The organism is Curtobacterium sp. NPDC090223, from assembly GCF_044746585.1.
Taxonomy (GTDB): Bacteria; Actinomycetota; Actinomycetes; order Actinomycetales; family Microbacteriaceae; genus Curtobacterium.
On sequence record NZ_JBIVCN010000002.1, the window covers coordinates 219,406 to 233,018 of the forward strand.

Annotated in this window: 10 protein-coding genes; 7 read left to right on the forward strand and 3 right to left on the reverse strand. The window is 72.0% G+C overall.

The window, feature by feature from the left end:
* Positions 1 to 166: 166 nt before the first annotated feature.
* Together ACIPJY_RS05640 and ACIPJY_RS05645 are read right to left on the reverse strand one after the other, a co-directional pair.
* On the reverse strand, positions 167 to 1,315 hold the full coding sequence (locus tag ACIPJY_RS05640) for a class I SAM-dependent methyltransferase (RefSeq protein ID WP_400463487.1): 1,149 nt from the start codon (positions 1,313 to 1,315) through the stop codon (positions 167 to 169).
* Between the two features lie 44 nt (positions 1,316 to 1,359).
* Positions 1,360 to 2,706, reverse strand: coding sequence for a right-handed parallel beta-helix repeat-containing protein (locus ACIPJY_RS05645; protein ID WP_400463490.1), 1,347 nt, complete (start codon positions 2,704 to 2,706; stop codon positions 1,360 to 1,362).
* A 228-nt stretch (positions 2,707 to 2,934) separates the two neighbouring features.
* On the opposite strand from ACIPJY_RS05645, the gene ACIPJY_RS05650 reads away from it, so the two are divergent.
* The 7 genes from ACIPJY_RS05650 (at position 2,935) to ACIPJY_RS05680 (ending at position 12,211) form a co-directional block, all read left to right on the forward strand.
* Positions 2,935 to 4,800: a hypothetical protein gene (locus ACIPJY_RS05650; protein WP_400463492.1), complete on the forward strand. Its 1,866-nt coding sequence runs from the start codon at positions 2,935 to 2,937 to the stop codon at positions 4,798 to 4,800.
* Between the two features lie 77 nt (positions 4,801 to 4,877).
* Positions 4,878 to 6,326, forward strand: a complete 1,449-nt coding sequence (locus ACIPJY_RS05655) for a hypothetical protein (RefSeq protein WP_400463495.1) — start codon at positions 4,878 to 4,880, stop codon at positions 6,324 to 6,326.
* A 21-nt stretch (positions 6,327 to 6,347) separates the two neighbouring features.
* A complete protein-coding gene (locus ACIPJY_RS05660; protein WP_400463498.1) occupies positions 6,348 to 7,724 on the forward strand; it encodes a polysaccharide biosynthesis tyrosine autokinase in 1,377 nt (458 codons plus the stop codon).
* Positions 7,721 to 8,311, forward strand: coding sequence for a sugar transferase (locus tag ACIPJY_RS05665; protein WP_400463501.1), 591 nt, complete (start codon positions 7,721 to 7,723; stop codon positions 8,309 to 8,311). Before ACIPJY_RS05660 ends, ACIPJY_RS05665 begins: the two co-directional genes overlap by 4 nt.
* Positions 8,311 to 9,612, forward strand: coding sequence for a glycosyltransferase family 4 protein (locus ACIPJY_RS05670; protein WP_400463503.1), 1,302 nt, complete (start codon positions 8,311 to 8,313; stop codon positions 9,610 to 9,612). Before ACIPJY_RS05665 ends, ACIPJY_RS05670 begins: the two co-directional genes overlap by 1 nt.
* Positions 9,609 to 10,724 carry a glycosyltransferase family 4 protein gene (locus tag ACIPJY_RS05675; protein WP_400463506.1) on the forward strand — a complete coding sequence of 372 codons (1,116 nt, stop codon included), beginning with the start codon at positions 9,609 to 9,611 and terminating at the stop codon, positions 10,722 to 10,724. Before ACIPJY_RS05670 ends, ACIPJY_RS05675 begins: the two co-directional genes overlap by 4 nt.
* Complete coding sequence (locus tag ACIPJY_RS05680) at positions 10,709 to 12,211, forward strand: hypothetical protein (RefSeq protein WP_400463509.1); 1,503 nt, start codon at positions 10,709 to 10,711, stop codon at positions 12,209 to 12,211. Before ACIPJY_RS05675 ends, ACIPJY_RS05680 begins: the two co-directional genes overlap by 16 nt.
* Here the strand turns inward: ACIPJY_RS05680 and ACIPJY_RS05685 are convergent.
* Complete coding sequence (locus tag ACIPJY_RS05685) at positions 12,196 to 13,593, reverse strand: nitrous oxide reductase family maturation protein NosD (protein ID WP_400463512.1); 1,398 nt, start codon at positions 13,591 to 13,593, stop codon at positions 12,196 to 12,198. The genes ACIPJY_RS05680 and ACIPJY_RS05685 overlap by 16 nt on opposite strands.
* Positions 13,594 to 13,613 lie beyond the last annotated feature (20 nt).

Consider the following 13,613-nt stretch of genomic DNA (forward strand, 5'->3'; position numbering starts at 1 on the left):
TCGCCAGTCGACCGCGGCCTGTTCCCCGTTGCCCGTTGCCCGTCACTTGTCACCTGTTGCTGCACGCGTTCCCGACGACTGCACGCGCGCCCGCATGCGCACTCGTCGTCTCCGCGCGCAAGTCCGCCGGGGACTGTGACCTCGGCCCGCCTGGCGAGCCGGCTCGTCAGGCCCGGCGGGACGCCGTCACGGTGAACTTGTCCGTGCGGACGACCTGACGGGTCGGTCCGACGACCTTCTCCAGCACGGGCCGGTAGCGCAGGTGCGAGTTCCAGACGCACCACAGTTCGCCGCCGGACTGGAGGATCGTGGCCGCGTTCCGGAACATCGCCTCGGCCGCGTCCGTGCTCACGGTGGTGTCCGCGTGGAACGGCGGGTTGCACAGGACCAGCTGGGCGGACCCCTCGTCGAGTTCGTCACCGGCGTCGCTCCGGACGGTGGTGACGCGGTCGCCGACGCCGTTGCGGTCGGCGGTCGCGCGGGTGCTCGCGACCGCCGCGTGCGAGACGTCGGTCGCGACGACGCGGATCCCCGGCCGTCGCTGGGCGATCGCCGTCGCGATCACGCCGTTCCCGCAGCCGAGGTCGACGGCGACCCTGGCGGTCGGCACGGCGTCGTCCATCGCGTCGAGGAGCACCCGGGTGCCCATGTCCAGGGAGGAACCGGCGAAGACCCCGCCGTGCGCGGCGATGGACATCCCGAGTTCGTCGTTGTGCACCACGCGCGGCCAGGGTGCCGTGATGGCCGCACGGTTCGCGGCCGCGGTCAGGGGGTCCTGCGCGACGAGCAGCCGCGACTTCGCACGCCCGCGGGACGCCACGACCTCGCCGAAGGACCGTCGGAGGACGTCGTTCTGCGACAGGGTCATGAACTTCGTCCGGCCGCCGCAGAGCAGCACGACGTCCGGTGCGGCGAAGCGTGCGACGGCCCTGGCGATCTCGTCGAGGCGGTCCAGGGACTTCGTCAGGCGGAGCAGCACGAGCCGGGCGTCCCGGAACGCGTCCTCGAGGGAGTCCGGGTGGTGGAAACCCCGGTGCCCGAACGTGCCGGCGTTCGCCTGCAGGGCACGCTGCGACACGAGCGAGTCCTGCACGACGCGGACGTTCGTGGCCCCGTGGACCGCGATCACGCCGATCGTGAGGACGCCGCGCTGGTCGTCCACGATCGCGACCGCTCCGGGCTGCCGCAGCGCGTCGCCGTGCACGTGCGGCGCCTCGTCGAGGATGAAGCGGTCGGTGCCGTCGATCGCGAGCAGGTCGGGCCCGTCGTCGTCGGGCGTCCGTCGGAAGAGGTCGGCGAAGTCGAACGCGGGCACCGGTGCAGCGTAGTCGGTCGGGCTCCCGACCGGCGCGGAATCGGTCATCGTGTGATGTGGGCACCCCCGTCCGACACGTGGACGGTCGCCCCGCCGAACGAGTTCCCCCTGACCACGAAGCGGTTGCCCCGATCGCCGAACCGCAACCCGACGCGCACCCGTGGCGTCGTCCGGTCCACGCGGTTGCCCGTGATCCTGCCGTCGTTCGCGGCGGACCGGACGTCGATGGCGACCGCGTCGCCGGAGACGCCGGTGATCCGGTTCCCGCGCACCGTGAGGGCGGCGTTCGAGTGCTCGACCGCGATCGCGTCGTCGACGCTCGACACGATGGTGTTGTCCGCGACGGTGAGGCCGCGCGTCAGCTTCACCAGGATCCCGCCCGCGTCGGTGCCGCCGGCACCGGTGACGGTGTTGCCCGTGACGGATCCCGTTGCCCGCGGTGCAGTCGACCCGACCGTGGTACCGGCTCCACTGACGACGATCCCCGACCCGGCAGCCAGGGCACCGGTCCGCGTGACGCGGTTGCCGGCGATCACGAGGCCGGTCGGTGCGACGTCCGTGGTGCCACGGTCGGTCGCCGACTTGCTCGGGACCGCCGCGATCCCGACCCGGCATCCACTGACGACGTTGTCCCGGATCTCGATCCGGTCACCCGCGTGGGTGTCGATGCCCTCCCACGCCGGGACGCCGCTGACGCGGTTGCGCAGGACCCGGACGCCCGACGACCGCCGGGTGACCGCGGTGCCGGCCGTGGCGTCCCTGGTCACCGTGATGCCGTAGGAGTTCACCTCGTCCGCACGCTGCCGGACGTCCGAGACCACGCTGTCCTGCACCACGGAGTCCGTCACACCGAGCAGGAGCACCCCCGCGTACCCCACCCTGGCGACGGACACGCGCTCGACGACGACACGGTCCGCGTACTCCACGTGGACGCCGTCACGCGGGACGTCCCGCAGGTGACCGCCCGAGATCCGGACGTCGGACAGGGGCGTCGATCGCTTGCCGCGCACGGTGATCGCGTTCGACCGGCCGCCGCTGGGAGCTCCGACCCCGGTGATCTCCGGCGCGACGATCCGGACGTCGGACGCACGCACGACGACGGCGTCCTGGTCCGCGGTCATCCGGATCGCCCCCGCGCCGGTGAACCGGATCGTGACGGCGCGCACGACCGTCAGCGACGTCGATCGCTCGACCGGCTCGCTGATGGTCAGCGTCCCGCCGACCGGCAGCGCGTCGAGCGAGGCCTGCAGCGCATCCGGAGCACCCGTCTCCCCGTCCGCACTCCCACCGCGGCCCCACGTCGCGACCACCACGGCAGCGACGACGCCGACGACACCGGCGGCGGCGGCGATGACGACGGAACGACGCGTCGGGGGCTGTGGTTCATCCATCGCGGTCCTCTTTCCTCGGATATCAGAATACTCGCGCACACGACCCTGGGAAGGGCATACACAAATGGTCGATATCACGGGAATAAGTGCGTTTGTGAATGTTGCATTTCGTACCCACAAGGTCACCTGTATCTGATATCTTCCGTTTCACTCCTCAATTCGACAGAAAGGGCAGCAATGCCGAAGTCGCAATGCACGGGCCGGACGAAACGGACCCTCGGTGCGAGCATGCTCGTACTCACCACGGTGACCGCGAGCCTCACCAGCACCAACGCCTGGGCAGCATCGACCCTCGACGACGCCCAGCTCGTCGGCCCGCTCGTGACGGAGACGTCATCGTTCGAAGGGGCGCTCGCCTTCAGTGCACCGTCAGCGGGACGCGCCGGCCAGCCGGTCCCCGCGAACCGTGCCGCGACCCTGGCCCAGGCACGGGCTGCCGCAGCCAGCTGGTTCGTCCCCGCGGCCGGATCGACGTCGACCGTCCGCCCCCAGTCCGATCCCGGACTCTGCCTGACCGCCGAGAGCCGGTCCATCACCAATTCGTCCCCGGTCACGCTCGAGGACTGTGTCGCCGGCGACCCGGCACAGCTCTTCACCCAGGCGGCCAACACGGGATCGAACAACCCGATCGGCACCGGCATCAAGTCGACGTACAACGACGGCTACCTCGGGCTGTTCAACAAGGACGACGTGATGCGACTCCAGTCCCGGACGGTGGCCGACCGCGTCCCGACGATCGACGAGTTCGTGACCGGGTTCACCGCTCGCGTCGACGGCATCGACGTCCTCGCGCGAGTGGCTCAGATCTCCGGGACGGGGACCCCCGGCGCCACCGTCCTGGTGAACGGCACCACCCCGGTGACCGTCGGAGAGCGAGGGACCTGGTCGACCTCGGTGGGGTCGCTGGTGTTCGGCACGAACCGCATCACGCTCGAACAGTACGAGGGAACGCAGAAGACGGGGGAGACGACGGTCACCGCGGACCTCGTGGCGGCGGCGCTGACGTTCGACGCCACCTTCCCACCGTCCATCGACGCGCCGGTACGCGCATCCGGCCGGGCCCAGCCGGGCGCGGAAGTGCGCCTGTTCGGGCCGGACGACCGTCAGATCGGGTCGACCGTCCGAGCGAACGCCGTCACCGGCGCCTGGGAGACGACGATCCCCGCGCCCGATGCCGGCGGCTCCTACGCCGTGACCGCAGCCCAGTTCCTCAACGAACTCCGTGACTCGGTGCACGACGTCACCAAGGGGGTCGACTACGGCGCCGCGGTGACGGTGACCACGCCCGCGGACGGGTCCGTCCAGCCCGGCGGGTCGCTGCGCATGGAGGGTCGCGGCGAGGCGAACTCGCGCATCGAGGTGCGCGACACGAGCAATGGTGACGTGGTGGTCGGCCGGAGCCAGGACGGGGTGCTCCCGAACGGACGATGGACCGTCGACACCGACGCCCTCGACCGCTCGGAGCACGTGCTCCGCGTCGTGCAGTACTCGAAGGGCGCGAACACCACCATCGCCGAGGTGACGGTCAACCCCGGCTCGACGAGCAAGCTCGCGCCGATCACCCTGGAACAGCCGGACACCGTCACGCCCGGCGTGACGAACACGTTCACCGGCAAGGGCGAGCCGGATGCCTCGTACGAGGTGCTCAACGTGTCGGACACCCCGGTCGTGCCGGGCACGCTGCAGGTCGACCCCGACGGCAACTGGACCTTCGACCGGGTGATCTCCGCCGATGCCCGTGAGTTCCGCTTCAAGATCCGGCAGACCAAGGACGGCATCACCGAGACGTCGGAGCTGTTCGTGCTCCCCGCGAACGAGGGCTTCGCACCCGTGACACTCGACACCCGCACGGTCCGTCCAGGTGAGGTCAACACCTTCACGGGCACCGGCCCGAAGGGCGCCACGTTCGAGGTGCTCAACGCGTCCGGGAACTCCATCGTGCCCGGCCGCTTCCAGATCGGTGACGACGGCGCGTGGTCCTTCGAGCGGATCGTGTCCGCTGGTCAGCGCGACTTCAAGTTCAAGCTGCACATCACGATCAACGGGGCCAGCTACACGACGCCCTTGTTCACCGTGTCGGCGAACACCCGCTGACACGGACCGACCGGCGGGGCAGCCGATCCGACGTCGGCTGCCCCGCCCCCCTCTTCGCCACCTCCAGGAAGGAAGCCATGACCAAGCACCACCGCGCCGGAGCGCCGGCAGCCGTCCTCGTCGCACTGCTCACCGCCGGAGCCCTCACCGCCGGGGCGTCCCCGGCGGCGGCGGCCAGCCCGGATCCCCACCCCGGCGCGCACCAGGGCGCTCGGTCGACCATCACCCCGTACGGCTCGTTCGGGGCGCCGCGCAACGTCCGAGTCTCGGCGAGCGAGAACGGCATGTACATCTACGCGACCCCGGTCTGCAGCGGATGGCGGTCCTGCCGATCATGGGTCCGGATCCCGGCGTTCGGCATCGATCGCAAGGACGTCGACACGACCAACGGCATCCTGGTGCCGTGGCCGTCGAGCTGGCGCGAGGGGGAGACGATCTCGTCCGGGTACGTGCACTCCTACGGGCGTGACGTCTTCGGGAACGGCTGGTACAGCACCGCGACCACGTCGCTCGGGTCGATCACGCGCCCGTACGCGGTCCGGCCGATCACCGCGCGCGTGACGAGTCAGGACGACGGCGTGCGATCCGCATCGGTCACCGGGACCTCGACCCCGAACGCGTCCATCCGCCGGAACGGCACCGTCGTGGCGACCGCGAACGCGAGCGGGACGTGGAGCGCCGTCATCCGCGGGCTCGACGAGGGACGGAACACCCTCACGTTCCAGCAGTACGTCGACAACACCTACCAGGACCAGACCTCCGTGGACGTGGTCTTCGCCCCCAGGCAGCTCCTGACGGGGATCAACGGCACGACGACCACGCTGCCCGCAGGGTCGACAGCCACGGTGTTCGGCCAGCTCCGTGCGGCAGCGGAGATCACGACCCCCGGGGCCGACGCCAGGGTGACGTTCACCGCACCGGCCGGCACCACCTTCCCGAGCGACCTGACGACGGTCCGGGGCCAGCAGCGTCCGGCAACAGGTGGTGACTGGACCGACTTCGCCGCGGACAACCTCGTCGACGGTTCGGTCTCGGCCGACGGTCGATCGGTCACCTTCCGGTGGGCGCCGGGGAACGCCGGCTGGAAGCTCACCGCGGGGCAAGAGGTCCGGTTCGGTGTCCCGGTGCAGAATCCAGGCAACGCCGCCGGCACCGGCGAGCTGCGGATGTCCGTCGCCGGCTCCGCGCCGCAGGGATCGCTCGTAGCGTCCGCGACGACGCCCGTGCGGATCGAGGCCGGCACGCTCTCCCCCGTCACCCGCACCGGGCCCGACACGGTCGCTCCCGGGACGACGAACACCTTCACCGGGGCCGCGACCCCCGGAGCGACGTACCAGGTCGTGAACGCTGCGGGCGAGGTCATCGTCCCCGGTGGCCCGTTCGACGTCGACGACCGCGGCGACTGGTCGTTCACCGCCGAGGTCGCGGCCGGAGCCACGGACTACGCGTTCGCGATCCGGCAGACCGCGTTCGGCCAGACCGAGACGTCACAGCTCTTCCGGGTGCCGGCCGACACCCGGAACTGACACGGCGACCGGGGACCCCGCATGAACCACTTCGTCGTCGCACGAGCCCTCCTCTCCGGATGGTGGATCGTGCTCGCCGTCTCGATCGCCGGCGGCGGCGTCGCGCTCCTGGTGACGAGCACGACACCGCCCACGTTCCGCGCGTCGACGTCGTACTACGTCTCCGTGGCGGGGCAGGAGAGCGCCTCCGCGGGTGAGATCGCGCAGGGGTCCACCGCCGCGCAGCAGAAGATCAAGTCGTACACGGTGCTCGCGTCGTCACCGCGCGTCCTCGAGCAGGTGATCGCCGCGCTGCGGCTCGACACGACCCCCGCGGCGCTCGGACGCCGTGTGACCTCGGTGGTGAGCACCGGGACGGTGATCATCGAGATCTCGGTCACCGACGGCGATGCCCGGGGCGCGGCGCGCATCGCGGCCGCAACGGGTCGGGTCCTCGCCGAGGTCGTCTCCGAGATCGAGCCGAGGACCACTTCCGGCGAACCGTCCGTCCGTCTCGAACGCGTGTCGGAGGCATCGGTCCCGACCGCACCGATCGCCCCGAGGACGTCCGCGGACCTCGCGCTCGGGTTCGCCGCCGGACTGGCATCCGGAACCGGACTCGCGCTCCTCCGCGCCGCGGCCGACACGCGTGTCCGGTCCGCGGAGGACATCGACGCCGACGTCCCGCTGATCGGCGAGATCGGCATGGACCCGGAGGCCTCCCGGCAGCCGCTGATCGCCCGCGACGAGGGCACGACCACCCGTGCGGAGGCGTTCCGCAGCCTCCGCACCAACCTGCAGTTCCTGCGGACCGGCGGGGTGTCCACGATCGCCGTCACGAGCCCGCGTCCTGCCGAGGGCAAGACCACCACGACCCTGAACCTCGCGATTGCCCTGGCCCAGAGCGACGTCCGCACCGTGGTCGTCGACGCGGACCTCCGACGCCCGAACGTCGCGAGCACCCTGGACCTCGAGGGCGCCGTCGGCCTCACCGACCTGCTCGTCGGCCGTGCCGAACTCGACGACGTCCTGCAGGAATGGGGGTTCGACGCGCTCAGCGTGCTCCCCGCGGGGACGATCCCGCCGAACCCGAGCGAACTCATCGGCTCGGCGGCGATGGAACAGGTCATCGCGGACCTCACCGAGCGGTTCGACGTCGTGCTCGTGGACACACCGCCGGTCCTGGCGGTGACCGATGCCGCGCTCGTCAGCACACTCGTCTCCACCACGCTCCTCGTCGCTGCGGCCGGTCAGACCAAGCGCTCGGACGTCCGGCTCGCGGTCACCGCGCTGACCCGTGTCGGCGAGCGGGTCGACGGCGTCGTCCTGACGAAGTCGCGACGACCGGTGGCCGACGGCTACTACGCACGCCCCGGCACCACCACGTCCGCGCCGATCGCCCTCAGGACCACATCGTGAAGCGCGCGCTCGATGCCATCGGGGCAGCGCTCGCCCTCGTCGGCCTGTCCCCACTGCTCATCGGGCTCGCGGTGCTCGTCGGGGTGCGCCTCGGCCGCCCCGTGCTCTTCCGCCAGGACCGGCCCGGACTGCACGGCACGACGTTCACCATCGTCAAGTTCCGCACCATGCTCGAACCAGCAGCAGACGCCGGCACCGTCGACGACGCCGATCGCCTCACCCCCTTCGGCTGCTGGCTCCGCTCGACGAGCCTCGACGAGCTGCCGAGCCTCTGGAACGTACTCGTCGGCGAGATGAGCTTCGTGGGGCCGCGGCCGAGCCTCTGCCGCTACCTCGACCTCTACACACCCGAGCAGCACCGGCGACACGACGTCCGCCCCGGCCTCACGGGGCTCGCGCAGGTCCGGGGTCGCAACGCGCTGCCGTGGCCGGATCGGCTGCGTTCGGACCTCGAGTACGTGGACACCAGGTCGCTCGCCCTCGACGCCCGCATCCTGCTGCGGACGATCGGGGTCGTGCTCCGCCGCGAGGGCATCACGACGCCGGGCCACGCGACGAGCGAGGCGTTCACCGGGACGAGCACGTGATGCCCGGGCAGCGCATCGTGTGGATCGTCAACCACTACGCCCACCACCACGAGCGGGACGGTCGCGCCACTCGTCACCAGCTGCTCGCGGAGCACCTCGGCGCCCACGGCTGGCGCACCGTCGTCGTCGCCGCCGGAACCGACCACCCCACCGGACGAGCACACATGCGACGAGGCCGCCTCCGCGAGCGGTGGGTGGGCGCCGGCTACGAGTTCTGCTGGCTCCGCGGTGTCGACCACCGCGGCGCCGGACTCCGGCGCACCACCAGGCGCCTCGCCGACATCGTGTCCTTCACGCTCCTGCTCCTCCTCCCCGGCACGCTCCGTAGGCTCCCCCGACCGGACGTCGTGGTCGGGAGCTCGTTCCACCCGCTCGCCGCCTGGGCCGCGTCGGTCCTGGCCAGCCGGTTCCGCGTGCCGTTCGTGTTCGAGCCCCGCGACCTGTGGCCGGAGTCCGCGATCGGGCTCGCCGGGCTCGCCGAACGCCATCCGCTCGTCCGGGTGCTCCGGTCGGTCGAACGGCGCACCGTCGACCGTGCCGCGCACCTCGTGTCCCCCCTCGACGGCGTCGGCAGGTACTACGCCGAGCGCGGCCAGCCCCGGACGTTCACGTGGGTACCGAACGGCGTACGGACCGACGAGACCGACGAGACCGACGAGACCAGCACAGCCGACGAGACCAGCACAGGAGCCGACGCACCCGGCGCCGATGGGTCCGCTCCGTTCACGATCGCGTACATCGGGTCGATGGGCCCGGCGAACGCCCTCGAGACCCTCCTCGACGCCTTCGTCCTCGCAGCGGGCCGTGCCCACGCCGCCGGCGGACCGCAGCTCCGACTCCGCATGGTCGGGGACGGCGCCGACGTGGGCGCACTCCGGGAACGCGTGTCGAGCCTCCCGTCCGCCCCCGACGTGATCTGGGACGGACGCGTGCCGCAGGACCAGGCCCGCCGCATCGGCCAGCAGGCCGACTGCCTCGCCGTCACGATGCACGACCTGCCGCTCTACCGGTACGGGGTCTCGATGAACAAGCAGTACGAGTACATGCTCACCGGGCGGCCGCTGCTGGTCGCCGCTCCGGTGCCTCTGGCGCCGGTCGCCGCGGCGCGCTGCGGGCTGCAGGTCGCCCCGGACGACCCGGCCGCGCTCGCGGAGGGCATGCTGGCGCTGGCCGCCATGCCGGCTCCGGACCGCGACGCCATGGGCGCGCGCGGTCGCGCGCACGTCCTCCGCGACAACGACTACCGGGCGCTCGCCGGCCGGTACGCCGGCGCGCTCGACGCCGCGGCGAGCGCCGCATGACGCCGGACATCGTGCACGTCTCGAGCGCCCATCCGTGGGTGGACAACCGCGTGCACCTCCGCGAAGCCGCTGCGGCGGCGGATGCCGGGTACCGCGTGCAGTTGATCGCGGTCGACTGCGCACTCGACGCTCCGCCCACCGCCGTGGAGGTCGTCCGGATCCCGCGTCGGCGCCGCCTCCGACGCATGCTCGTCTCCACGACGCAAGCGCTCGTGCTGGCGCTGCGGTCGCGGGCGCGGCTCGTCCATCTCCACGACCCGGAACTCATCTGGACCATCCCCGTGCTCCGCGCCGCTGGCCGGATCGTGGTGTACGACGCGCACGAGGACCTGCCCGACCAGATCTGGGGCAAGGACTACCTGTCGTACCGGCAGCGGGCGGTCCTCTCGGCCCTGTCGCACGGCCTGCTCCGGCTCGCCGGCACCGCGGACCGCGTCGTCACCGCGACCGAGTGGACCGGCCGCCGGTTCCCGGCGGCGCGGCGGATCGCGATCCACAACTACCCGTTGCGGCGCGCGGCCGACGATGCGCAGACCGGACTGGAGGCTCGGCCCACCGTGGTCGCGCACGTCGGCGTCCTGAGTCACGACCGTGGGATCGACGTGGTCGCGGCCGTCCCGGGCCAGCCGGACTTCCCGCCGGGCTGGCGGATCGAACTCGTGGGGGCGATCGACGCCGCCACCGACACGACGGCGCTCCGCGACGCCGAGTCGAGCGGCCGGCTCCGCCACGGCGGGGTCGTCGGCCCGATGCAGGCGCGCGACCTGCTGCTCGGCGCGCGGATCGGCGTCATCCCCTTCCGGCGGACGCCCGTCACGGACCAGATCTTCCCGACGAAGCTGTTCGAGTACCTCGCGGCGAGCCTCGCCGTGATCGCGACGGACACCCCGCTGCTGCGGATGCTGCTCGATGGCTCCGACTGCGTCACCTTCGTGCCCCCGGACGACCCCGCCGCGATCGCCGGTGCCGTGCGCCGCTACGCCGAGGATCCGGGCCTGCTGCTCCGGCACGGCGCGGAGGCGCGGCGAGTGGCGCAGCGGTTCCGGTGGCACCGTGAGGCTGCTCGCCTCGTCGCGATGTACGACGAGCTCCTGCCGTGCGTGCGTCGCTGACGGCGGCTGAGCGGTCGCTCCTCGTCGCGCTGCTCCGCCGCGTGGTCGTGGTGTGCGTCGCGGTCGCGGTGCTCGGGGTCACGACCGACTGGATCGCGGCGAACCTGGTGGCGCCGCTGTTCTCGTACAGCGGGTTCACGCACGTCGACGCACCGTGGCAGCTCCGGGTGGTGGTGACCGCCCTGACCGCGGCCGTCGCCCTGGCGCTGCCCGCCGTCGTGCGCAGGCCGTCGCACGTGGTGCTCTGGACGATCTTCGTGGTGTGCGTCGCACCGACCATGCTGATGAGCCCCTCGACCGGGTACCTGCCGACCGACACCGCCCTCGCACTGAGTGCCGCGGTCGGGGTGTCGTTCGCGCTGGTCTGCATCGCGACGCCGCGGGCACCGGCCCCACCGGCGGTGAGCGGCGTCGACCGGATCCCGTTCGGGGCGCGCGGCATCGACCGCGGGGCACTGACCTGGACGGTGTGCGGCGTGTACTCGGCGGCGACCTACGGCGTGATGGTCGCGACCGTCGGGCTGCAGGTCCGCTTCCTCGCGCTCGACGACATCTACGACGTGCGCGCCGAGTACGCAGCGGACGTCGGCACGGGCGGGACGCTCGGCTACCTGCTCACCGGGCAGGCGTACGTGATCAACCCGCTCGTGCTCGCCCGCGGACTCGCACGACGGCGTCCGAGCCTGGTCGCCGCCGCGGTCGTCGGGCAGTTCCTGCTGTACTCGAGCACCGGGTTCAAGGCCGTGCTCTTCTCGTTCGTCGCCGTGCTCGGCATGGCCGTCCTCTTCCGGGGTCGGACCGCGCGCGGATCGACCCCGCTCCTGGTCGCACCGATCGCCATCATGATCGTGTCCGCCGTCGCCGACGAGGTCCAGGGCGGGATCACGTGGACGTCGGTGTTCACGCGACGGTTCATGCTCACGCCAGGACTCCTCAGCTCGGTGTACGTGCAGTACTTCTCGGACAACCCCGTCGCCGGGTACGGGTACTCGTTCCTCCGGGCCTGGGTGGACTACCCGTACGACCTGCCGCCACCGAAGCGCATCGCGGACTTCCTCGTGCCGGGGTCGACGGGCTACGCGAACGCCAACCTGTTCGCCGACGGGTTCGCGAACCTCGGGTGGGCGGGCATCCCGGTGGCGGCGGCAGCGCTGCTGCTGTGGCTCCGGGGGCTCGACCTCGCCGCCCGGGGACTGCCGCTCCGGGTGGCGGCGATGGCGGTCGTGATGCCGAGCATCATGCTGAGCAACACGTCGATCTTCACGGCGATGCTCTCGCACGGGTTGCTCGTCGGGACGATCGTGCTCGCGATCGCCCCGCGGAGCGGGTGGGACCGCACGCACGGGGCCGGCCGCGCGGACGGGGTTGGGCGCGCGCACGGGGTTGGGCGCTCGGCCGGGGTTGGGCGCGCGCCCTGCGCCGCCGGGGCCGCGCCGGTCGGGCGTCCGGACGTCGCTCCGCCGGTGGCGCCTCACTCCTCTCGGTAGCGCGTCACCGCCCCGCCCGTCGCCACGACGGGCGTCGTCGTGGCCCGCCAGTCGTTCGCGACCAGCACCACGTCGTTGTCGGCCTGTCGGCACTGCACGCCGTACACCGGCGGAGCGGTCGCACCCGCGGTGTACCGGTTGTCGAGCAGGACGACCGTGTTCACCGTCGCCCGGACGTCGACGGCGACCGACGTGGCGGTCCCCTGCGGTCGGAGGCCGGCCACCACGTTGCCGATCAGCGTGAGGTCCTCGTTGGAGTGGTAGAGCGAGACACCCCGTCGGACGCCGTCGGTGCACCGGTTGTGCGCGAGCACGACGCCGCGGGTCAGGTAGACGAGGATCCCCGCGTCACGATCACCATCGCCGTACCCGGTCACGGTGTTCCGGAGCACGATCCCGGTCGCGCGCTCCGCGGCCGACCCCACGGTCTCGCCCGCACCGCGCACGACGATGCCCGAGCCCGGCCCCTGCGTCGAGCGCGAGACGACGTTGTCGACCACCGAGCAGTCGAGCGGCGCGTACTTCGTCGCCGATGCGTCGGCCTCGTCCTTCGACGGCACCACGGCGATGCCGACCCGGCAGTCCTCGACACGGTTCCGGACGATCGCGATGGACGAGCCGCCGTGTGTGTCGATGCCCTCCCAGTGCGGGACGCCCGAGACGTGGTTGTCGGCGATCAGGATCCGGCTGCTCCGCGGGGAGTCGTCGAGCCCGGTCGTCGTGGCGCGGACCGCCTCGATGCCGTACGAGTTCGGGTACGGCGCCGGCTGGGTCACACGGCGGATGCGGTTCCCGGTGACGGAACCGCGGACGCACGAGAACATGAGCACCCCGGCGTACCCGACGTCCGCGATGTCACAGTCGTCGACCACGAACCCGTCGCAGTGTTCGAGCAGGACACCGTCGTGCGGGAACCCGTGGATGCGTGCACGCGTGACGTGCACGTCCCGCAGGGGCGCCTTCGCCGTGCCCGTCGCGCGGACGCCCCGGCCGAGGCCCGAGTGCTCCGCGCCGGGACCGTCGAGCACGGCGTCGACGACGCGCACCAGGCTCGACCGGATGTGCACGAGGTCGATGTCCCGGTCCGTGGCAACGGATCCCCCAGCGAACCGGAGCGTCAGCGGTTGGTCGACGACCAGTGGTTCCGCGAGCGTCCACCGACGCGTCACGTCGACGACGGCGTGCGGGCGGGCTTGGTCGAGGACGTCCTGCAGCCGTGTCGCGTCGATGTCCGAGGCGGACCGTGGCGCCGACGTCGGCGGCGGCACGGACGCAGCCCGGGCGGAGGGCGTGCGTCCGATCAACACCGCGCCGGGAGCCGCTGCCGCGCCGAACAGCGCCGCGCGCCGGGTCAGGGTGTGGGTGGCGTCACCGATGCGCATCGTCGGACCCCGTCCGTCCG